Consider the following 19,968-nt stretch of genomic DNA (forward strand, 5'->3'; position numbering starts at 1 on the left):
GACAGCAGCAGCGTCAGCGCGGTCGTGACCAGCGCGATCCATTGCGCCCAGGGAGCGCGCCGCAGCAGCGCGGTGGCCAGCGCACCGAGCACCGGCAGCGCCAGCAGCATACTCAGCAGGGGCCACGAGGCGAGTTCAACCATGGTGGAAATACGCCGCCAGCGCCTGCGTTGCGCTATCGGTCAGCTTCAGCCACGGCTCGGGGTAAAAACCGGCGGCGAGCAGCACCAGCAGGGTCGCACCGCCGACGAAATACTCCATCGGCCGGGTGCGAACGATTCTCGACACCGGCACGTCCCTTGGCCGCGGCGCCAGGAAGGCGCGCTGGAAAGCCCAGAGCAGGAAACCGGCGGCAGCGACGTTGCCGAGCGCGGTGGCAATCGTCGGCAGCGCGCCGAAAGTCTCGATCGACGCTTCGAGAACCAGGTGTACGGCGTCGAAACCCGGCGTTCCCGGCATGCCGAGGATGGCCAGGCCGCCAATCAGGAAAGCGACGGCGATGAAGGGAACGCGGTCGAAGAGTCCGCCGAGGCGGTCGAGACTCGTCGTTCCGGTGCGCCGGTACACATAGCCAACCATCAGCAGCATCACGGTGACCGCCAGGCCGAAGTTGACCGCCAGCAGCAGCGCACCCTGCAAACCCGCTGGATGCAGCGTGAACAGGCCAATGACGATCAAGCTGGTATGGCTGACGACGGCAAAGGCCATCAGGCGGCGCAGGTTGGCCTGGCGAAAAGCCATCACCGCCGCGAAAAAGACGCCGACCATGGCGAAGGAAACGACATAGTGCTGCCAGATCATCACTGCGTCGGCGGTCAACGGCAGCAGGAAGCGTGCCATGCCGTAGATGCCCACCTTGACGCCGAGCAAGAGCACCGGGCCGACGGCGATCAGCCCCTGCCCGGCGGAATTGGGCAGCCAGCCGTGCAGCGGAAACAACGGCGTGCGCACGGCCAGGCCATAGAACAGCAGATAGAAGGCCGCCGACTGGTACTTGCCGATCTGCGGCGTTTGCAGCAGTTCGAAGAGGTCGAAGCTCCAGTGTCCGCCGATCGCGTCGGCGTGACTCCAGACCAGGACGACGGCACCGGCCACGAACAGGCACCAACCGAACAGTTGATATTGCAGGAAGCGCGACAGGGCGAGGTTCTCTTCGCTGGCCGAGGCCCAGCGCCAGAGCAGGTAAGCGACGAGTGCCAACTGCACCGCCGAGGCGGCGGCAAACCACAACAGATTCAGCGTCGACAGCATCGCCATCTGCGACGACTCGATGAGCAACAGGACGCTGAGCACCGGCGAAATCTGCCGGCGCGCCATGCCATAGAACGACAGCAGGATGCCGAGCAGCGCCGTGAGCAGGATGAAGAGTACGCTCATCCCGTCAGCCGCAGCGTGATAAGCAAACACGTCGAGATGCTCGGCGAACTGAAAGTTGCCGGTCGACACGTCGATCCGCGCGTACAGGTCGATGGCCACGACGAGTTCGCCGACGGCGAAGAGGCGGCCGAGGACCAGCGCCAGGTCCTGCTCACGCATGATCATCAGCAGCACGGCACCAGCCAGCGGCAGCCATTGCAGCGTCGCCAGCAACGGATAGCCAGCTTGCGCTGTCCAGGACACTTCGTTCACAGGATCACCACGAAGGTGGCCATCACCATCAGCATCAGATAGCGCGGTTGTTCGAGCAGCCCTTCGATGGTGTCCGCGTAGTGACCCAGGCGCTGCAGCGCCTGGGTCAGCGCGCCGCCGCCGCTGAGCAGCAAACGGTTCTCGAGGCGCTGCAAGCGGTCGGCGAAGCTGAACAGCGCGCGACCGGCCAGACCATGGCCGCGGATCAGTTCGTCAGCCGCCGCCTTGCCAACCGCCTGTCCTTCATCGTCGCTCGGCGCGCCGAGCTTCGTGTAATCTTCGTCGCGCGGCGCGCCGAGCGTGCTGTAATCATCGTCGCGGGGCGCGCCGATGAGGGGATCGAGAAAACGCTCGTCGAAGACCCGCACGTCGCGGCCGAGCGCCAGCGTCGGGCGCGTCAGCAGGCTGCTGGCCAGCGGCTCGATCCAGAAGCGTTGGAGTGCCGCGGTGTACAACCAGCGGCGATGGGCGAGCCAGCGCGGCAGCGGGCGGGCTGGGCGGCGAACCAGTTCCAGATACGCCGGGGCGAGCAGAAACTGATACGCGCGCCAGGCAGCATGCACACCGGAGTAGCAAGCAGCCAGCCAGAACACGCCGATCCCGCAGAGGAAGAACATCAACCCGACCTGCGTCACGGTGGAAAAAATCAGCGCCGACTTGACGTCGCTCTGGACCAACGCGCAGATGCCGCCGTACGCCGCCGTGGCCAGACCGACGACGATCAGGAGCGCCATCACGTCGGGCACCTGGACGAGCAGACCCTGCAGGCGACAGAGCAGGTAGACGCCGGCGTGCACCATCAGCGAGCCATAGAAAACCGCCGACGACGGCGTCGGCCCTTCGAGCGCCCGCGCGATCCATGGCGTGAACGGCAATTGCGCCGACTTGACCAGCGCGGCGAGAACGAAACCCAGCGTCAGCAGGCGGGCGCTCACCGGCGCCATCGTCCGGTCACCAGCCAGCCCGGCCCAGTCGACGGTCCCCGCCGACCACACGGCGAGGCCGATAGCAAGCATGAAGCCGGCGTCGCCGACCCGATTGGTGAGGAAAACGAAAAGGGCATTCCCGGTCGCCAGCGGGCGCTCCCAGGCGTAAGCAATCAGCAACCAGGAACTGAAGCCGGCCAGTTCCCAGCCGACGAAAGTCAGCACGGCGTTGCCGGCCAAAACGATCAGCAGCATGCCGGCGAGGAACAGGCACATGCCGAGGAAGAAACGCTGGAAACCGCTTTCGCGGTGCAGGTAGGTCGCCGAAAAACGCAGCGCGATCCAGGCGATCAGCGCGATCAGTGTCGCCGTCGGCAGACTGTAGGCGTCGAGCACAAAGGACAGGCGTGCGGGTACCTCGCCGATTCGCAGCCATTCACCGAACACCAGGTCGTCGGGCGCGAAACCGCCGAGCGCCGCCGCGTCGATGACCAGCAGCATGAGCAGGACGGCGAGCGCCGCAGCACTGGCCAGCCCGGCGGTGAGCGGTTCCTGCGCGTCACCCATGCGCCGCTGCAACAGCATTCGGACGGCAATCGCCGCTGCGGCGAAGAGTGGCAACAAGGGAACCAGCCAGACCAGGTACGGCAGCGCAGCGAGCGCGGCCGGCAGCGCGTCGAGGGCATTCATGGCGTTCAGCACTGTCATGGCCCCACCAGCGGTCGCCGCAGCAGCGCCGGCGGCAGCGCTTCGCTCCGGCCGGCAAACCAGTCGATCGAGCGCTCGACCTCGGGCAGAGCCGGGGTCCGCTCCTCGGCCTGCGCGGACTGTTCGGCGTGTTCGGCGTCCCAGCTTTGCCAGCCGGCCACGGGGTCGAAGAGATGGATCGCCGCCGTGGTCGGGCTCTTGGCCGCCAGAACGATCCAGCCCTTGCCAATCAGTTCCTGCAACGGAGGCTGCCGCTGGTAGATCGCACCGACAATTTCTAGCGTCTGCTCGACGACCACCAGCAGGCGCATCGGTTCATGGATCTCGACCATCTGCAGCGGCAGGCCGGTGCGCAGATCCGAACTGGCGCCCTGCATCACGCCGAACAGCCCGGCCAGATTGTGTGTCACCTTGGAGCCACAGCCAAAGCCTTCGTTATCGACGGTCGAAAAGTAGTACTCGAGACTGATCCCGGCGCCGACCGGGCCGGCCGCCAGCAGCGTCGCCTCGAGCACGCGGCCGTCGACGTCGGGCAGTGGGTCGTAGGAGATGAGGAATACGCGTCGATCGAAGAAGGCGCCGCGGCTCAGCGTGCGGCGACCGACAAATGCCGCGGCGATGGTCGCATGCCCGAGTTCGGGCCGCACCTGTCCGAAGTCCTGACGACGGTCGGCGAGATGCCGCTGCGCCTGCCGCGGCGACGGGTCGAGCGGTGCCGAGGCGAAGCGGCGACAGCGCTCGACGGCATGCAGACGGGTCGCCTCTTCGCAATCGCGCCGCAGGGCGGCGAACGCCTGCCGGTGACTGGCCGGAATCTGCTCGCCATCGGATCCATCGTACCAGACAAAGCTCTCGTCGCAGGTATTGTGCTCGGCGCCGATGAAGTGCGTACTGTCCGGGATGACCAGACCCTGCCCGGCCAGCCTGGCCCGCACCGCGGGCCGGTTGGCCATGGCCGCGAAGACGCGCGCGTTCGGGCCACCGTGACGACCGGAACAGGCGCCGCAATCGTAAGCGGCCAGGTGCGGGTTGTTGCGGCTGTCCGAACCGTGGCCGACGATGACCACCAGCGGCGCGAAATTCGCGCTCAGGCCGATGCTGCGCAGGAAGCCAGCGACGCGTGCCACCTGTTCGTCTTCGTTGAAACCAAGGCGCGGCGCGGCAGCGCTGACCACGCGGTTGGCTTCCGCAAGCTCGGCGGTCAAATTCAGCGCGCCCGCCAGCGGTCGGTCGAAGGCCTCGCGCCAGCGGCCTAGCCGTTGTCCCACACGCCCCGGAGCCAGCGTCCGCGCCAGCAGCGTGAGCAACGCCGCCGGGCCGGCAAGCACGGTCAGCAGCGAGGCCTGCAACCAGCCACGCCGACTGCCCTGGTGCAGGCGCTCGCGCCAGGCCAGGCGCAGTTGCCGACGGCGCTGGTGCAGCCGTTGTGCGGCCTCGCCGCCGGCTGGGATTTCCTCGCGCACGGCGTTTTCGGGGCGCACGACAATCGGACACAAGGCCATCGGCGCTTCGTCGTCGAGGCCCTGCCAGAGCATCGGCACAGCGAAGAAACCGGCAGCACCGAAAGTCTCGAACGCCGGGTTGACTTCCTCGAGGTGGCGGCGCGTTCCCTCCTCGCGATCGTCCATACACAGGACGAACTGCGCCTGGGCCTTGCCGGACAGCGCCGACGCACGGCCATGATTGGCGACCAGCGCGGCCAGGATCTGCTGCCGGTAGTGGTGTTCGTAGGCCAGCAGCCAGATCCGGCCACGCTGGTCGGCGGTCAGCGAAGCGGCACAGCGGACCAGCGCTTCGGCACCGGCGGTGCCCATGGCGCGCAAGTCGCGGCCACAGAGTCCGAGCCCTTGCGCGAGCATGAACAGCGGCCACGCGGCCAGCGCCTGCGCATCGGCTTCGGCCACCGCGCCGTGGCGTGACTCGGCGAATTGAGCGGCGAGACCTTGCCAGCCACCGCCCGCCTTGCCAGTCGCTTCACCGCCTGCTTCCCCGGACGGCACGCCGAGCCGCAGCCAGACCAGGTCGACCATTTCTTCCGGCAACTGCCGACTGCCGAAAGCGTTCCTGACGCAAAGTTCGGCTGCGTGGTCCACAAAGTATTCGCCGAGCGCGGACAGCCGCAAGGGCAGGCCCCAGACGCGGCGCAGCATCTGCTCCGCATACAGGCGTTCGAGCACCACGCGAACGGCCAGAAAATCGGTCAGACTGACCGGCGGCTCGGCCGCGCCGGGACGCGCAGCGCGCCAGTGGAACATACCTGCCCAGCCGGGCAATTCGAGTGCTAGTCGTTGCAGATAGCCGCCCCACTGCGACTCGTCGACGCCGAGACGCAGCAATTCACTGCTGATGGTCAGGAGTGGGTCCTCCGGCAACTGCTCGATATCGTGCCGTGCCCAGGCGAACTCGTTGAGGTCCCAGGCCCAGTCGCCGCCGGCGCTTTGCCGCCATGCGGCATAGAAGCCCTGCGCCCGCGCCGGGTTTGGCCAGGCGGCGAGGCCCTGATCGAGATGGGCAGCAAGGTGGCGGATCAAGGTCGGGTGCAACGACTCGCGGACATCCTCGCCGGTCAGGTGCGCGAGCAAGGCGGCGACCGTCCAGTCGTGGCCGAGACGGCCAAGCATCGCCTGCCACAGGACGGCGGCGGTTTCTGGCAAGCGCTCGGCGAGCCTGGTGGCTGCAGGCCGGGCGCTGGCCATGATCTGCGCCATCGCCAGCGGTCCGCGCAGCTCGACAGCGGCCGCCCAGAGATCGCTGACGGCGGCCCTTTCGTCGACGCCGTCAGCACCGGTGGCCGTCAGCAGAGCTTGCCGCACCGCCGGTTCGAGATCCGCCCGCCAGCGCTCGAAAGCCGCCATTTCTTCGCCCTGCCAGCGCAGGCGAGCGGGCGAAACGGCGTCGACCGGATTGAGCAGTGCCGCCTTCAGGACCTCTCGTCGGCGCAACGGACAGGCCGTGCCGGCGAGCAGCGCTTCATCCACCGCGACTTCCGGTAGTTGCCGCAAGGCTGCTTCGAGATCGGCCGCGTTCACCCGTCCCTGCCGGAACAGCTCGCGACAGCGATCTTCGGCCAGCCAGGGACGCGCACCGGTCAGTCGTGCCGCTTCGCTGAGTGCCTCGGCGAAAGGTAGGTGCTGCAAGGCGTGCAGCGTGTTGTGATGGACGAAATCGCGCAACGGCGCCTGCGCCGGCAGGGCGTGCGCGAGGTGGTCTACACAGGCCTTGACGCGCGCCGACGAGTCGACCGATGGCGCGAGCGATGGCTCGATCGACGCGGCCGCCTGCTGAGGGAGTTGCGAATTCACGCCCGACGTACTCCTCAGTGCGTGAACTGCTGCGCCAGGCTGGCCACTGAAGAGGCCATCAGTCTGAGCAAGGGTGCCGGATAGAAACCCAGGATGACGACGCCGGTGGTCAGCAGCCCGGCCGCCGCCGTCTCCGACCGCTTGAGGTCGACGAAAGTGGCCAGCCCCGCGCCCGCCGGAACACCGGCGACAGGCCGTTCGGGTCCGGTCGACAGGCAGCGGATCGCACGCAACGCATAGGCGGCCGAGATCAGGACGCCGATCGACAGCACTGCCATCCAGCCATGCCAGCGAGAATAGGCGCCGACCAGCACCTGCAACTCGGCGATGAAACCGGCAGTCCCCGGCAGACCGACCGAGGCCAGCAGGGTAAAGACGATGAATACGGCGAAGCGCGGCGCGATGCGATTGAGCGAACCGTAGGCGGCCAGCTCACGGCTGTGCGTTCGCTCATACAGCAGGCCGATGAGCAGGAAGAGCAGGCCCGCCACCAGGCCATGCGCAACCATCTGCGTCAGCGCACCGCTGAGCCCCGCCTGGTTGAGCGCAGCAATGCCAAGCAGCACGACACCCATGTGCGAGACCGACGAGTAGGCGATCATCGCTTTCAGGTCGGTCTGGCGCCAGGCCAGAACCGCACCGTAGATCAGGCTGATCAGGGCCAGCAATGCCAGCCAGTCCTGCAGCGCCTGCACCGCCCCGGGTAGCGTCGCGGCAGCGCGGATCAGCCCGTAGGCACCCATCTTGAGCAGGATCCCCGAGAGCAGGATCGAGATCGGACTCGGCGCTTCGACATGCGCCAGCGGCAACCAGCCATGCAGCGGGACGATCGGCATCTTGACGCCGAAGCCGAGCAACAGGCCGAGAAAGATCAGAACCTGCGTGTTGACCGGCAACTGCGCGCCACCGGCCGCCATGTCGGCCATCGCAAAGCTGTGGCCGGGGGCGACATCGTAGAGCAGCAGCAGGGCAATCAGCATGAACACCGAACCGCCCAGCGTGTAGAGGACAAAGTTGAGCGCTGCGCGATGTCGATTGGCGCCACCCAGGCGGTCGATCAGAAAGAACAGCGGGATCAGCGTCAGTTCCCAGCAGACGTAGAACAGCGACCAGTCTCGTGCCGTGAAGACGATCAACAGCGCGGTTTCGAGCACCAGAAGGAGGGAAAAATAGAGCCTGGCGCCACTGCGAATGCCGGTCGACGAGACGATCGCGACGAAACAGAGGAGCGTGGCCAGGAGGACCATCGGCAGCGAAATGCCGTCCACGCCAAGCGCGAGATTCGAGCCGACGCGTGGGTTCCACGGCCGCGTGTCGAAGAACTGGATCTCGGCACTGGTAGAATCGAAATTGGCAAGCAGGAGAAAGGCGCACAGCGCCGTTGCCGCGGCGACGGCGCTGGCCAGGTAGCGCATCAGATCGACGCTGCGACCCGGCAGCAGCGTGAGCAGAACGGCACCCAGAAGAGGCAGCAGCAGGAGTGTTTTCAGCATGGCCAAGCCGCGCTGCCGGACGGCAAAGCGGACCCCCTTGAAATTCTTCTTTTCATGGGCGACGATTATGCCAGCGATTATGCCAGTATTGGCCGCCTTCGCAACCACTGCCCCTCCGGAGTTGAAGATGAGCGAAACAATCTGCCGCAATCTGCGTATCCGCGGCCGCGTCCAGGGCGTCGGCTATCGCTGGTCGCTGTGCGCCGAAGCACAACGCCTCGGCCTCTCCGGCTGGGTCCGCAACCGCTACGACGGCAGCGTCGAGGCGCTGGTTCGCGGCCCGCTGGAAGCGGTTGACGCGCTGCTCGCCTGGGCCCACCGCGGACCCTCGATGGCGCGCGTCGACAGCATCGTCAGCAATGAAGGCAACGCCGCTGAAATAGGCACGCGGACCGGGTTCGAGCAGATTGCCTCGCGTTGAGGGCAGCGAATGTTTGCTGCTTCCCAGGCCCCGAGGTCGCTTGCCAAAACGACCAAGCCCACCACGACCACCAAGGTTGATCTGCAAATGACTACAGCACAAAACGGAATCCTTCTGCCGTTACCCCCTGTCGCCCGCTATCTCTGTTTCTCGCTCGAACCGGGTATGCCTTCCGACGACTGCCGGCAGACGCTGGCTGCACTATCCGCACTGTCCGATCTGGCGGACGGTGAACGGACGGTCGTCGGCTTTGGTCGGACCCTGGTGTCCGCGCTCGGCGCCGAAATACCGGGCCTGCGCAGCTTTCCCGCGCTCGCCGGACGGGGTGTCGCGCTTCCTGCCACGCCATCTGCTCTGTGGGTCTGGTTGCGCGGCGACGACCGCGGCGAAATCGTGCATCGCGCGCGGCGAATCGAGCAGGCACTGGCACCCGCGTTCGGGCTGGACGAAACGCACGACGCCTTCATGCACGATGGCGGTCGCGACCTGTCGGGCTACGAGGACGGCACCGAGAACCCGACCGGCGACGACGCCACGAGGACCGCCATCGTCGGCCCGGAGCAGCCCGGCCTCAGTGGTTCGAGCTTCGTGGCCGTCCAACGCTGGGCGCATGACTTTGCCCGCTTCGAGATGATGCCGGCCGCTGAGCAGGATCTCACCATCGGCCGCCGCCGGGTCGATAACCAAGAAATCGACGATGCGCCCGAATCAGCCCATGTCAAACGCACCGCGCAGGAGAGCTTCACGCCGGAAGCCTTCGTCCTTCGGCGCTCGATGCCGTGGGCCGAAGGCCGTCGCTGCGGCCTGATGTTCGTCGCCTTCGCCACCTCCTTCGATCCCTTCGAGGCGCAGTTGCGGCGCATGGTCGGTATCGAGGACGGTATCGTCGATGCCTTGTTCAAGTTCACCCGCCCGCTGTCCGGGGCCTATTTCTGGTGCCCGGCAATGGCCGATGGACGACTGGATCTCTCGCCGCTGGCAATCTGATCCTGTGGCACACTCGATCACCACCACCCCGACTGGCAGCCCCTCACTTCGACGAGTTCGCCTGAAAGCGGAAAACGCCTTGCTGGACGAGGCCGGGGCTTTCGGCCTGGTACTGGCCGGAATAAGCGCTGGCCGAACAGGCGCCGATCATTTTGAGCAGGAAGCCTTCGTTCATCCAGCCCTGCAACAGACATTGGCCGCCCCGGTACTGTCCCTGCAACACGCCGGTGGCGAACAAGGGCGGGAAAACGCGAATGGCGGCCGTCACGCCGTCGCCTGCACGGCGCAACTGGAACTGGGCCTGAGCGCTGCTACCGGCAGTGAGGTTGGTCGCCGTACCCTGCATCATGACGTCAAACGCCGCCTGGCTGCTGGGAAGCTGTGCGGCAGCGGCCGGCGGTGGCGTTACGGACGCCTTGGCCGGCGGCACTTCGGCCGCTGGCGCCGGCTTGGCCGGTTGACTTCGAGGTTCCTGTGCGGCCGGTTCACGCTCCTTGATCGACGCCGTCTTCAGCGCCGCCAGACGACGCTTGGCGACAGCGGCGAACTTGCCGTCCGGGTACTGTTTGAGGTAGTCCTCGAAATCCGCCGGATCCTGGCTGCTACGCACCGACTCCCAGAGCGAAAGCTCGACCGCCATCGGGTCGACGCCTGCCACCCTCGGTTGGGCAACCGGCGCCGCTTGCGGCTGAACGATCACCGTCGTCGGGCCGATGAAGTAGTAATCCTGCGTCAGGGAAGAGTGGTCCCAGGGAACCTGCTTGCCGTTGGTCTGTTCCTTGACCTGCTGGCGCACCCGGGTCAGCATCTGCCGCACTTCCAGTCCCGGCGCCGCCAGGTTTTTCAACAGCGCTTCGGTAAACGGACTGTGGTCGGACTGGCCATCTTCGGCCACATTGCCCGGCTGCGTGGCGAAGACGATCAGCGCGCCCTCGCCGGCGGCAATCTGGGCCAGACCGCGCCCGACCGCGGCGGATCGGGTACCCATGCTGCGCGCCAGGGAACGGGAAAATGGATTGTCGCGACAGGCATCGAGAAAGATCAGGCTGACCGGGGTCGAGGTCTCCATCTGGGTCAGCACCAGGTCGGCATCGACGGCGGCAAAAGGCAGCGAGCGCTCGTTGTCGATCTTGGCATCGGCCGGGACCAGGAAATTCCGCCCGCTCACCTGGAGACCATGGCCAGCGTAGAAGAACAGGCCGACCTTGGCGCCCTGCAATTGGTCGCCGAAGCGCTTGACCGCCTGCTCAAGGCGCGCCTTGTCCGGATCGATGGCCAGCTCGACCTGGAAACCAAGCTTCTTCAGCGAATCGGCAACGGCACGGGCGTCCTTGGGCGGATTGGGCAGTGGCGGCGCATTCTGATAGGCGCCGATGCCGACGACCAGCGCCACCTGGCCCTTGGCCGGCGCAGCGGCCACCGCATCAGCACCGAGCAGGACGAGAACGGTGGCCAGCAGTCGGAGGCAGGTGAGCACGGCAGGCATGACGATCTCCGGGGCGGTGATGACAAGAGCAAATCATACATGAGAAAGCACCTGCTCAGGGTAGGCCACGGCGACATTAGCACGACACGGATTGACGACCAGCGCAAGACCAGGCCAGAGGAACAGTCTGAACGGATCCAGGAAACCGAATGGCCCAGTCGATGTCCGGATCAGTACCGATCAAGCCCTTGCGCTACTCACTGTCTGTAGATTCAAAAGCATCATTGCACGACACTGGTGCCCGATTTGCTCTGATATCGCGCACCAGCGAATGAGAAAAACAACAGCACTACGCAAACCAAGTTCCCCGCTAACAGCCATCCTCGCCGCCAACATCCGCGCTTTCCGCGCGGCGAACAACCTTTCGCAAGAAGAGTTTGCCGATCGGTGCGGCCTACACCGCACGTATGTGGGTTCCGTCGAACGTGGTGAACGGAATGTGACGCTGAGCACCCTGGAGGTGTTGGCGTCCGTCATGGGCATTTCTGTCCCACAACTTCTTGCTGGGGAAATGCTAAAGCATGACCGCTAGTTCCGCTCTTGCCCCTATCCCATATGTCTCAAATATCCGCTCCTCTGGCCTCACGATTTACGACCCAATCGAAATTGGTGATCCCAAGCTATGGATTCCCAGCCCCGATCTCGAACGCTTGCTTGACGGTGGGCTGCGCGCCCTCTCCCTTGCGGGACTACCGATACGCAGTCGCTCTAAGGTAGCCAAGGAGCACGTTTGCCGCGTGCTTGGCTACCCCATTCCAGGCTCTTTCCGTAAATCTCAACCCCGCTTTCCCGGCCAGATTTTCGATACCTATGTGCAGAAGTCCAACAACCTGCAAATTTGGAATGAGGAACTGTCGCCGACGCGGCGCTATGTTCTGATTCGGCTGTCTTCGGACGATGTTGTCACCAGGGTCAAAGTTGTCACTGGCGACACCTTGGCCGAAATGGATACAACTGGTACGTTGACGCAGAAGTACCAGGCGCGTTGCATTCCTGGCGCAGCCAACGCCGAGCTGGTTGCATCCGAGGACACCGCCCTGCTCCGCCCGTTTGTCGCTGTGGAAATAGACCTTCAGCATGTCGCCACACCCATCAGCTACCCGACTGCTGGCGCACTCTTGCCCATTGGCACGCTCTACGCTCGCCTAGCTGTCCTGATCGATTCCACCTTTATAGACTCCGGTCACGACCAAGAGCGCAACCGTGGTGCTGGCCTGCACCGCATGGTGTGTTCGGCGCTTGGCTATGCCAGCTATCAGGACGACGGACAGTTTCCCGACCTGCGCCACCAGCTTTTGGAAGTGAAGCTGCAGACTTCGCCAACGATCGACCTTGGCTTGGTGTTGCCATCAAGCACAGAGCCGCTTGACGTGCCCCATATCGCAGGCCGACAGGTGCGGCATTGTGAGGTGCGCTATGCTATTTTCTACGCCCACACCGATGGCGAGTTGGTGACTCTGACCCACCTTTTCCTGACAACGGGGGAAGCATTTTTTACCCGCTTCTCACAATTTCAAGGCAGAGTGCTCAACAAGAAGCTCCAAATCCCGCTACCCGGTGACTTCTTTGACCGGAACGCCGAAGGCTTCCCAGACTAACTGATCCAGTTGCCTAGCAATGTCATCCACTTTGCTTATACCGACTGTTTCGTAAATCTTCTTTGCCAGCGCTACGATGTTGCGGCTGCGCGGCAAGGCGGGATCAGGCAGCGGGAAGTGCTCGACGTACTGCGTGATGAAGCGGCGGCGACCGGCATACAGCTTGTTATTGAAGCTGTGATCATAGAACGCTTCGATGAACGAGGAATTGGCAACGGCAGCGGCCAACCACAGTAGGTCGGCGTCTTCCGGCTTCTTGCACACCAACCAGTAGCAGTCACCATTGACAATGCTTCCTTCGAGATCAAGCCAGAAAGTTGGTGCTTCCGAAATGTCCCGAAACACCAGTTTGGGGACATCCCAGCTTGACGGGTCTTGCGGAACCCAAATTTCATACCACTGGCGTCCGCCTTCGATGACGTAAGTTCGCCTTTCCAGCGTACTGCGGTGTTGTTCAAGATACGCTCTTGCCCTTGGGCAGGTTGCAAGATCGACGGCCCGCCGCTGTCCATTGACAGTTTCATGCGGATAGAGAATGTGCCTCGTTTTCTTGGCTACCCCTGCCCGGAAGCGTTGTGCCACATGATGTGTCGTCAGTGGTCGCAACAGTTCTGGCCGTGTCTCGGCTGGCATGTCATCCCAATCGGTGCGGATAAACACCTTGTCGGCGCACGTCTTTACGCCAACACGAATCTTCCCTATATCCCCGAAGCGCCCCCAGGTACTTGCTTCAACGGTTACCAGCCAGCTATCGCCTGCGGCGGTTGCCACCCGCCATACGGCATCTGCCGCGGCACTGATGTCGAGCGTACCGTTCTTTACAGTGAAGCGGCGGCCATCGTCAATCGCAACAACTCCGTCAAAGCGTAGCGCGGCAATCACATCAGTTGCCTGTTGCGTTGGTTTCTCTGTACTTGTGTAGATCGAAGTGAAACCGGCTGACATCCGCTGTCGGCCATCGTGCTTCCCGACAAGCAGCACCGCGGGGAGCACAGCGGCATCGAATAGTCTGGTGTCACCGAGGTCCCAAACATGCCGGACGTTGAACTGCTCCCGGATTGCCTGGCGTACTGCTCCCCCCGACTTCGTGGTCATGAACCTGTTCGAGACAATTATTCCGCCCACGCCCCCCGGCTTGAGCACATATGCCATGCCGACGATGAAGGCGTAGTAGAGATCAACACGTCCAGCGAGCCCGAACTGGGTGGCGAGTAGCTGTGCCTGTTCTGCGCCCATGATCTGAGTACGCACATAGGGCGGATTAGCGATGATCAGGTCGTACGATGGCACAACGTCCTTGGCAAACAAGCCACCGCTGTCGTGCGGACGCACTTCGTCAAGCACGAAGTCCAGGAAACTGCCGTACGCCAAATGCAGCGCCACTTTCGGGAAGCGTTGTTTGATGCGGTCCCTCGCAATGTTCACTGCCCGAATGTCGGTTTCAAACCCATGCACCTCGATGGCACCTGTGCCTAGCCCGTCGAACTGTGCGAGCAGGCTGATCAGCAGTTCACCGTCGCCGGTGGCCGGGTCAAGCACCCTGATAGTGCGGTTGCCAATCGTGACCGGAGCTGCACGGCGTATTTGTTCAGCAACGAAATCCGCCAGGTTCTTCGGGGTATAGGTCGCCCCCTCCGCCTTTTCCTCGGTGACCAGCTTGTAGCGACTGCTGGACAGTGCTTCGACCGAACTTTGCATCAACGCATCCTATCGAGAAACGCCACCGGCTCCGCGGCGGTGGCGTTTAAAACGTGACATTCCAGGTCAGGTCGGCGCCATCTTCGCCGGTGCTGTGACCGAGACTGATGTGACCAAAGCCGCGCAGGATGAAATCCTCGCGGTTGATGATGACCTCAAGGTCGGAGTCAGCCTGCACGAAGGTGCCATTGGTGCTGATGTCGGTGAGTACGAACTTGTCGCGGCGAAACTCGATTCGGGCGTGCAGGCGCGAAGCACAGCGCACCCGCAGCGAGATGGTGCACGAAGGGTCACGGCCGATGGTCACCGCCTCATCACCCGGCCGAAAGGTCAGCGACCCTCCGGCGTGGACGAGTTGCAGCGACATCGTCGCCGACGGACCGGCCGGTGGCAGGCTGCCGGTGATCATCGTCAGGTTTTCGACCTGCCAGATCACCTCGCAGATGGCAATCGACTCGGCCTTGCCCCTGACCGCGAAGCTGCCGACATTGCGCGTGGCCTCGTGCAGCTCCGGCGACATCATCGCCACCGCGACTGCCGTCGTGATGATCTGGCCTGTCCTCGCCAGATCGGCCATCCGCGCGGCAGTATTGACGGCATCGCCAAAGACGTCGCCGTTCTCCTCGATCAGCGGGCCGGCGTGGAAGCCAATGCGGATCGAAAGGCCATTCCCCGTCGCCGATTCGTCCTCCGATAACCGGATCTGCATCTCACAGGCCGCCCGCGCGACGGCATCGACATTCGGAAAGACACACATCAGTGCGTCGCCAATCGTCTTGATGACGCGCCCGTCGAACTCGGCGGTGACTGTACGCAGCACGCCGAGACAACCGTCAACCAACCGCTTCGCATCGCTGTCGCCCACTGTCTCGTAGAGTCTAGTGCTGTCGGTGACGTCAACGAAGAGAACCGCCCGTTCCATTTTTTACCCTTTGTACCGCGATGAGCCAACATCATAGCGCCTGATGGAATCGACGCAACCGCGATCAGCGCCGCAAGGGTCCTGGGGCATGCAGCGGCAGGGCAAGTTTGACCGGTCGACCGAGTCCAGCAGTGCGCGGCGGGTGCCGGTCGGGAGACGTACCCGCCTCGCCGAAAGGGGCGGATTGCCCTTGCGCCGTGAGAAGAGCAACCGCCTTCTTGTCAATACGCGATTGACGCCAGTTGATGGCGGCTCATATACTTTCGATGGCAGCGTCTGATTTCCCATCCTCTTTCTGAACGAGGCGTCCATGGCAAAACCATTCCCAACGCCAGGGCTGAATGTCGTGAAGGCTCTGGGTGAGGAACCCGCTTTCAAGGCAGGCGACAGTGTCCGAATCTCTGTCCGCTATCCCGTCGGGCATTATCGCGTGCCGGCTTACATTCGGGGCAAGCTCGCCACTGTCGAAGCGGTGATGGAACCGCCCGCGGTAAACAACGAGGAGGAAGGCTTTGGACGCAATGCGGGCTCCAGAGGCCACTATTTCCGCGTGGCCATCCCTCTGACCGCCTTGTGGCCGGGCTATGCCGGCTCCCTTCTGGATGGTCTGCGCATCGAAGTCTTTGAAACATGGCTGGAAAGGGTCTGAAGATGGACGACCACGATCATTCCCATCCACATCCTGCTGCGGCTGACGAGGCGCCTCCTGAATATTACGAAGTCATGGAGACGGCCATTCGAGAGCTGCTCATCGAAAAAAAGCTTATCGCTCCCGGCGAAATTCGTCGACAGATAGAAGTGCTTGACTCACGCACGCCTGCCTTGGGTGCGAAAGTCGTCGCGCGGGCGTGGGTCGATCCTGGGTTTCGAGCGCGTCTGCTCACCAACGGCCGTGCGGCCTGCGAGGAGTTGGGCATCAGCTTCTACGACGACACCCAGCTCATCGTACTGGAGAACAGCGACAAGGTTCACAACCTCATCGTTTGCACGCTCTGTTCCTGTTACCCGCGCCCAGTGCTCGGCCTCCCGCCCGATTGGTATAAAGCCAAGCCATACCGCGCCCGCGCCGTCCGGGAACCGCGAACAGTCTTGTCCGAGTTCGGCACCGAGATTCCTGAAGATGTCGAGATTCGTGTCAGCGACTCGACGGCGATCCAGCGTTATATGGTGTTGCCGCAGCGTCCGACAGGCAGCGAGGATTTTACCGAGGAACAACTGGCCGCAATGGTCACCCGCGACGCGATGATTGGCGTTGTCAAAGTCAACTTTGAACACGGGATCAATTCATGAGCCAAAGCGAACACCTGCTAAGAAAACTGCCGAACGACATTGGCGGCGTACCGGCTGATCGCATCGAGCGCACTGACCACGTGCTTGAGCCTTGGGAGAAGCGTTGTCACGCACTGGCGGATGTCCTCGATTTCCATAAGATCATTAGCACGGAGGAGAAACGCCGAGGCGTTGAGTCGCTCGGCGCGGAGCTGATAGGGCAACTCACCTACTACGAACGCTGGGTCGTCGCGTTTGCGAATATCCTCTTTCAGAAGGCGATTCTCACTCCCGATGAACTGGCCAAAAAGATGGATCAGGTCGAGAGACGGCCGACTGAATGACGAATCCGGTCGCTGACCGAACCGCCTACTATTGATAGCGCGGCATTCGGGATGGCGGAACGGCTTCCGGGACGGGGATCAGGCCGAGCAGGCAGCGGATGCCCACCGAATCGGCTGCGCCCCCGTAAGACCCGGCAAGCGAATTGGCGTAATCGTCGCGGGGAATTTCCCCGTGGTAGAAACGGGACGTCAAGTCGAGAAAATACGCATCCTGGGTCAGGTCCGAGGTGCTGTTGCGGCTGCCGATTTCTCTGCTCCCGATGCGCTCGTTGCCGCACTTGTTCTGAACCTGATCGAGAAACGCTGCGTAGCGCGGGTCAGGCCGCCACGCATTGGGAGCGCAGGCGGTAACGACGACAGAGAACAGGGCGGCAAGCAAGGCCCCGCGCGCTGATCGCCGGGAGTCATTCTGGTGGTCGGGATAGCTCATGGCGGTAGGGTACCGTGGTGATGCCTGCTGCGCGATGACGTTATCAGGCTCACGGGTAGCCAGATACCTGGCTACCCGTTCGTCATCAGCGTGAAACGACTCTTGCGCCCTCGCCGTTGCCTTCGATATACACTCGCTGGCCCCGGAACAGGTTCGGATTGAGGGGTTGCGTGATCGAAACCAGGACCCCGTTGCTGGCGCGGACGATGATTTGCTGGCCCGGAACAGGTTGGTCGTGCTGTTTCTGGATTTCATTGCCCGCGAGTGCTCCGCCAACCGTGCCCAGCACCATGGCGACATCGCGCCCGGTGCCGGCACCGATCAAGCTGCCGATGCCGAGGCCGGCAAGGCCACCGACCACAGCGCCGACGCCGGCATGGTGATTGCTAGCCAATTGAACCGTGGTGATCTGCTCGATGACACCGCTGCGGATCTGCATGTCACCGGGTGGTGGCCCCGGTGCGGCGCAGGCGGACAAGACGACGGCCAGCGCAAAGGCTGACAGGTACGAGACGATTTTCTGCCACATGGAAGACTCCTTTAAGGGGTTAACAGGATCGTACCATAGCTCATCGCCGTAGACGATCGGCAACCAGGACGGCAGGACAAGGCCCGGTCTGTGCCGATGGCCGCAGCATCGCGAAAAGGCAGGGCTAGGCTAGTCCCAGGTCGCCGCATTCCTGCCGGAAACGGCCACGCAACTGACGGAATCCACTTGGCAGACGACGATGTAGGTGGCTTTCTGATCGCAGCCGGCGACGCCGATCGTGTATTCAGCGCGTTCGATACCATTCCAGAGTACTGGCTGCAGCAGATTGCTGGACAGGAGTACGCCGGTCGCGCTGGGGCAGGACAGTTCGAACTGCCCGCGACGTAAAGCGGTGCGCACCGCGTTGTCCTGCTCATTGGCCAGTAACTGCTGATCGCTGGCGCAGCCCGCCAGAACAAGGCTGGCGACGGTGGTTGCCAATAGCGAATTTTTCAGAATCATCATTTCCTCCTCTCGTCCGTGTATGACCTGGACAAAACCGGCGCCATACTGGCGAATCTCGTCGAAAGCGAGCGCCAGATAGTCCTCCCAGCTCGGCGTCGGAAAGACGAGACGCCGAACACCCCGCTCATCCCGGCCGCACCCGGCGTCGATCGCGCCAGGAGAATCGCCTGGCGGAGGCCGGTCTCGCCGAGTGCTTGCCGGCCGCCATGCCCCCGCAGCAGCGGGCGGTCTTCGACCAGCGGGTCACCGACGGCGCACTCCATGACGATCACCGCGCCTGCTTCCCTGGCTTGACGCACCAGGGCGGGGAGCAGGATCTCAGCGGCAGACACGCGCGCCGTTGACGTAGCGGCATCCGTGAGCCGGCGCGACGACCACGACCTTCGGAGCTGGGGCGACGACCACGGCCCTCGGCGCGACCGCCACCGGTTTGCGGGCGACCACCGCTCCGTTGGGTCCGGCGCAGCCGGCACGATAGACGCCGTTGGCGCAGGTCACTGCATTGGCATTGGTCACGGCAGCCATCAAGAGCACGGCGGCACTGAGCGACATCACAATAGTCTTCATTGGGTTTCTCCGGTTTATCCGTTCGCTGGGTAGAAAGCTAGGGACAGATGATACATGTGCCCATCGGGATGCGACGGGAGGGTGGCCAAGAGCCTCACGGGAGATTGTGCTATCGCCAGCACAATCGACCACGAGGAGGATTAGAAATCCGCATCATTTCAGCTTCGCCGCACGAAGAAAACCTCGAACTTCTGCTTCATCACGGCCTGATAGTAGGTTCCCGTAAGGCGATCACTCGTGGGATCGTAGCTGAGTTCGTAGGTCGAACCGTCGTATCCGCCGGCGCGCAACTCGAAGAAGGCGCGCAGCCTGGCACCTTCCCGCGATGCCTCGGCCTTGGCAAAGGGAAGCGGATTAGGATTGAAGTACATCGCTTCGATCAGGCCATTCGCGCCGACGTTCTTGATCAGGATCGTATAGCCGCCGTCGGGACGCACCCAGGCACCTTTCAGTATATTGACATCGGCGCTTGCCGCAGCCGCAGGAAGCGATGCCCCCTTTGCCGTGGGCGTCGGCTCTGCCGCCATCGCGGGAAGAATCGTGCCCAGAGCCAGAGCCAGGCCGAGCCACGGTGAAACTCCGGACTTCCTCATTTTATTGCCCTTCGTGTGTGGGTAGTAGCGAGCGACCATTGGCAGGTTGGCCATGCGATAGTGATTTGTTGGTCACCGTGTTCCGTCCCTCGTCGCGCCAAGTCCTGAGGTGCGATGCACTACGCGCTTGTTGCACCTTACACTCAACGGTTGATGAACTTGACGGTTGACGACTCGGCGTATAGCGAGTGATGTCGTGCAATACGTCAGGATCAGCACGAAGAGCAGGCGCTGGGTCGCCCAGACAATTTGATCCTGGTGGTCAGCTCACTCATGACGCCATGTCCAGATGAGGCATAGCGCCACCCCCGCGTGCAGCGCAACGCCCGGCCATAACAGCAAGCCCACCTGGTGCCCGACCGTGCCCAGCCAGGCGAGGTACAGGGCAATCAGCAGATTGTAGAACAACATCGCGAGGAATGGCGGCGAGCCGCTCGCCGCGCGCTGGCGGCCTGGCCAGCACGCCAATCCCAGCGCGAGCAAGGCGATGCCGAAACATCGGCCGAAGAGGAGCGCCGAACCGGAAAGGTCCGCGAGCAACAACGCGGCAACCAGCGCAGGATCGATCATCAGGACGAGACCGGTAGCGACTTCGACGAGC

Annotated in this window: 20 protein-coding genes; 7 read left to right on the top strand and 13 right to left on the bottom strand. The window is 63.4% G+C overall.

Annotated elements, in window-relative coordinates; all coding sequences use genetic code 11:
- Positions 1 to 135: 135 nt before the first annotated feature.
- The 4 genes from ACCAA_RS15060 to ACCAA_RS15075 are packed head-to-tail and all read right to left on the bottom strand — an operon-like array spanning position 136 to position 8,058.
- On the bottom strand, positions 136 to 1,629 hold the full coding sequence (locus ACCAA_RS15060; RefSeq protein WP_186408072.1) for a complex I subunit 4 family protein: 1,494 nt from the start codon (positions 1,627 to 1,629) through the stop codon (positions 136 to 138).
- Positions 1,626 to 3,263 carry a proton-conducting transporter transmembrane domain-containing protein gene (locus ACCAA_RS15065; RefSeq protein WP_245754592.1) on the bottom strand — a complete coding sequence of 546 codons (1,638 nt, stop codon included), beginning with the start codon at positions 3,261 to 3,263 and terminating at the stop codon, positions 1,626 to 1,628. Before ACCAA_RS15065 ends, ACCAA_RS15060 begins: the two co-directional genes overlap by 4 nt.
- Positions 3,260 to 6,565 carry a DUF2309 domain-containing protein gene (locus ACCAA_RS15070; RefSeq protein ID WP_186408073.1) on the bottom strand — a complete coding sequence of 1,102 codons (3,306 nt, stop codon included), beginning with the start codon at positions 6,563 to 6,565 and terminating at the stop codon, positions 3,260 to 3,262. Before ACCAA_RS15070 ends, ACCAA_RS15065 begins: the two co-directional genes overlap by 4 nt.
- 14 nt (positions 6,566 to 6,579) lie before the next feature.
- Positions 6,580 to 8,058, bottom strand: a complete 1,479-nt coding sequence (locus tag ACCAA_RS15075; protein WP_186408089.1) for a complex I subunit 4 family protein — start codon at positions 8,056 to 8,058, stop codon at positions 6,580 to 6,582.
- A gap of 127 nt (positions 8,059 to 8,185) precedes the next feature.
- Between ACCAA_RS15075 and ACCAA_RS15080 the strand changes: the two genes are divergently transcribed.
- Both ACCAA_RS15080 and ACCAA_RS15085 read left to right on the top strand, forming a co-directional pair.
- Positions 8,186 to 8,479, top strand: coding sequence for an acylphosphatase (locus tag ACCAA_RS15080; RefSeq protein WP_186408074.1), 294 nt, complete (start codon positions 8,186 to 8,188; stop codon positions 8,477 to 8,479).
- Positions 8,480 to 8,566: 87 nt separating this feature from the next.
- The gene (locus ACCAA_RS15085; protein WP_186408075.1) at positions 8,567 to 9,466 is read left to right on the top strand and encodes a Dyp-type peroxidase; all 900 of its coding nucleotides are present in this window, start codon (positions 8,567 to 8,569) and stop codon (positions 9,464 to 9,466) included.
- 43 nt (positions 9,467 to 9,509) lie between these two features.
- On the opposite strand, the gene ACCAA_RS15090 is transcribed toward ACCAA_RS15085, so the two are convergent.
- The gene (locus tag ACCAA_RS15090; protein WP_186408076.1) at positions 9,510 to 10,952 is read right to left on the bottom strand and encodes a caspase family protein; all 1,443 of its coding nucleotides are present in this window, start codon (positions 10,950 to 10,952) and stop codon (positions 9,510 to 9,512) included.
- Positions 10,953 to 11,223: 271 nt separating this feature from the next.
- Between ACCAA_RS15090 and ACCAA_RS15095 the strand changes: the two genes are divergently transcribed.
- Together ACCAA_RS15095 and ACCAA_RS15100 are read left to right on the top strand one after the other, a co-directional pair.
- The gene (locus ACCAA_RS15095) at positions 11,224 to 11,484 is read left to right on the top strand and encodes a helix-turn-helix domain-containing protein (protein WP_186408077.1); all 261 of its coding nucleotides are present in this window, start codon (positions 11,224 to 11,226) and stop codon (positions 11,482 to 11,484) included.
- Complete coding sequence (locus ACCAA_RS15100; protein WP_186408078.1) at positions 11,474 to 12,550, top strand: restriction endonuclease; 1,077 nt, start codon at positions 11,474 to 11,476, stop codon at positions 12,548 to 12,550. The genes ACCAA_RS15095 and ACCAA_RS15100 overlap by 11 nt, the downstream gene beginning before the upstream one ends.
- Here ACCAA_RS15100 and ACCAA_RS15105 read toward each other — a convergent pair.
- Both ACCAA_RS15105 and ACCAA_RS15110 read right to left on the bottom strand, forming a co-directional pair.
- Entirely contained in the window at positions 12,503 to 14,248 is a 1,746-nt protein-coding gene (locus ACCAA_RS15105; RefSeq protein ID WP_186408079.1) for an Eco57I restriction-modification methylase domain-containing protein, read from the bottom strand. The genes ACCAA_RS15100 and ACCAA_RS15105 overlap by 48 nt on opposite strands.
- A 46-nt stretch (positions 14,249 to 14,294) precedes the next feature.
- The gene (locus tag ACCAA_RS15110; protein WP_186408080.1) at positions 14,295 to 15,170 is read right to left on the bottom strand and encodes an adenylate/guanylate cyclase domain-containing protein; all 876 of its coding nucleotides are present in this window, start codon (positions 15,168 to 15,170) and stop codon (positions 14,295 to 14,297) included.
- 310 nt (positions 15,171 to 15,480) lie between these two features.
- Here ACCAA_RS15110 and ACCAA_RS15115 point away from each other — a divergent pair, with 310 nt between their 5' ends.
- Genes ACCAA_RS15115 through ACCAA_RS15125 form a run of 3 tightly spaced genes read left to right on the top strand, consistent with a single transcriptional unit; the run spans position 15,481 to position 16,783 of the window.
- Positions 15,481 to 15,819, top strand: a complete 339-nt coding sequence (locus tag ACCAA_RS15115; RefSeq protein ID WP_186408081.1) for an SH3-like domain-containing protein — start codon at positions 15,481 to 15,483, stop codon at positions 15,817 to 15,819.
- Between the two features lie 2 nt (positions 15,820 to 15,821).
- Positions 15,822 to 16,460, top strand: coding sequence for a nitrile hydratase subunit alpha (gene nthA, locus ACCAA_RS15120; protein WP_186408082.1), 639 nt, complete (start codon positions 15,822 to 15,824; stop codon positions 16,458 to 16,460).
- Positions 16,457 to 16,783 (top strand): SH3-like domain-containing protein, encoded by a 327-nt coding sequence (locus ACCAA_RS15125; protein ID WP_186408083.1) that lies wholly within the window; start codon positions 16,457 to 16,459, stop codon positions 16,781 to 16,783. The genes nthA and ACCAA_RS15125 overlap by 4 nt, the downstream gene beginning before the upstream one ends.
- Before the next feature lie 28 nt (positions 16,784 to 16,811).
- On the opposite strand, the gene ACCAA_RS15130 is transcribed toward ACCAA_RS15125, so the two are convergent.
- The 6 genes from ACCAA_RS15130 to ACCAA_RS15155 all read right to left on the bottom strand — a co-directional run.
- The gene (locus ACCAA_RS15130; protein WP_186408084.1) at positions 16,812 to 17,213 is read right to left on the bottom strand and encodes a hypothetical protein; all 402 of its coding nucleotides are present in this window, start codon (positions 17,211 to 17,213) and stop codon (positions 16,812 to 16,814) included.
- Positions 17,214 to 17,298: 85 nt separating this feature from the next.
- A complete protein-coding gene (locus ACCAA_RS15135; RefSeq protein ID WP_186408085.1) occupies positions 17,299 to 17,742 on the bottom strand; it encodes an outer membrane lipoprotein in 444 nt (147 codons plus the stop codon).
- A gap of 129 nt (positions 17,743 to 17,871) precedes the next feature.
- The gene (locus ACCAA_RS15140) at positions 17,872 to 18,207 is read right to left on the bottom strand and encodes a hypothetical protein (RefSeq protein ID WP_186408086.1); all 336 of its coding nucleotides are present in this window, start codon (positions 18,205 to 18,207) and stop codon (positions 17,872 to 17,874) included.
- 318 nt (positions 18,208 to 18,525) lie between these two features.
- Complete coding sequence (locus ACCAA_RS15145) at positions 18,526 to 18,759, bottom strand: hypothetical protein (RefSeq protein ID WP_186408090.1); 234 nt, start codon at positions 18,757 to 18,759, stop codon at positions 18,526 to 18,528.
- A gap of 173 nt (positions 18,760 to 18,932) precedes the next feature.
- Entirely contained in the window at positions 18,933 to 19,421 is a 489-nt protein-coding gene (locus ACCAA_RS22145) for a hypothetical protein (RefSeq protein ID WP_245754594.1), read from the bottom strand.
- A 213-nt stretch (positions 19,422 to 19,634) separates the two neighbouring features.
- Positions 19,635 to 19,968 (bottom strand): hypothetical protein (locus ACCAA_RS15155; protein WP_186408087.1); only part of this gene is annotated, 334 nt, incomplete at its 5' end.

Source organism: Candidatus Accumulibacter aalborgensis (assembly GCF_900089955.1).
Classification (GTDB): Bacteria; Pseudomonadota; Gammaproteobacteria; order Burkholderiales; family Rhodocyclaceae; genus Accumulibacter; species Accumulibacter aalborgensis.

What these genes read in the sequence shown, in the direction of transcription:
- ACCAA_RS15110 (WP_186408080.1), bottom strand. Translation starts at nt 15,170, where the DNA reads ATGGAACGGGCGGTTCTCTTCGTTGACGTCACCGACAGCACTAGACTC.
- ACCAA_RS15145 (WP_186408090.1), bottom strand. Translation starts at nt 18,759, where the DNA reads ATGTCGCTCAGTGCCGCCGTGCTCTTGATGGCTGCCGTGACCAATGCC.
- ACCAA_RS15135 (WP_186408085.1), bottom strand. Translation starts at nt 17,742, where the DNA reads ATGTGGCAGAAAATCGTCTCGTACCTGTCAGCCTTTGCGCTGGCCGTC.
- ACCAA_RS15115 (WP_186408081.1), top strand. Translation starts at nt 15,481, where the DNA reads ATGGCAAAACCATTCCCAACGCCAGGGCTGAATGTCGTGAAGGCTCTG.
- ACCAA_RS15125 (WP_186408083.1), top strand. Translation starts at nt 16,457, where the DNA reads ATGAGCCAAAGCGAACACCTGCTAAGAAAACTGCCGAACGACATTGGC.
- ACCAA_RS15100 (WP_186408078.1), top strand. Translation starts at nt 11,474, where the DNA reads ATGACCGCTAGTTCCGCTCTTGCCCCTATCCCATATGTCTCAAATATC.
- ACCAA_RS22145 (WP_245754594.1), bottom strand. Translation starts at nt 19,421, where the DNA reads ATGGCCAACCTGCCAATGGTCGCTCGCTACTACCCACACACGAAGGGC.
- ACCAA_RS15140 (WP_186408086.1), bottom strand. Translation starts at nt 18,207, where the DNA reads ATGATGATTCTGAAAAATTCGCTATTGGCAACCACCGTCGCCAGCCTT.
- nthA (WP_186408082.1), top strand. Translation starts at nt 15,822, where the DNA reads ATGGACGACCACGATCATTCCCATCCACATCCTGCTGCGGCTGACGAG.
- ACCAA_RS15065 (WP_245754592.1), bottom strand. Translation starts at nt 3,263, where the DNA reads ATGACAGTGCTGAACGCCATGAATGCCCTCGACGCGCTGCCGGCCGCG.
- ACCAA_RS15085 (WP_186408075.1), top strand. Translation starts at nt 8,567, where the DNA reads ATGACTACAGCACAAAACGGAATCCTTCTGCCGTTACCCCCTGTCGCC.
- ACCAA_RS15090 (WP_186408076.1), bottom strand. Translation starts at nt 10,952, where the DNA reads ATGCCTGCCGTGCTCACCTGCCTCCGACTGCTGGCCACCGTTCTCGTC.
- ACCAA_RS15105 (WP_186408079.1), bottom strand. Translation starts at nt 14,248, where the DNA reads ATGCAAAGTTCGGTCGAAGCACTGTCCAGCAGTCGCTACAAGCTGGTC.
- ACCAA_RS15080 (WP_186408074.1), top strand. Translation starts at nt 8,186, where the DNA reads ATGAGCGAAACAATCTGCCGCAATCTGCGTATCCGCGGCCGCGTCCAG.
- ACCAA_RS15095 (WP_186408077.1), top strand. Translation starts at nt 11,224, where the DNA reads ATGAGAAAAACAACAGCACTACGCAAACCAAGTTCCCCGCTAACAGCC.
- ACCAA_RS15075 (WP_186408089.1), bottom strand. Translation starts at nt 8,058, where the DNA reads ATGCTGAAAACACTCCTGCTGCTGCCTCTTCTGGGTGCCGTTCTGCTC.
- ACCAA_RS15130 (WP_186408084.1), bottom strand. Translation starts at nt 17,213, where the DNA reads ATGAGCTATCCCGACCACCAGAATGACTCCCGGCGATCAGCGCGCGGG.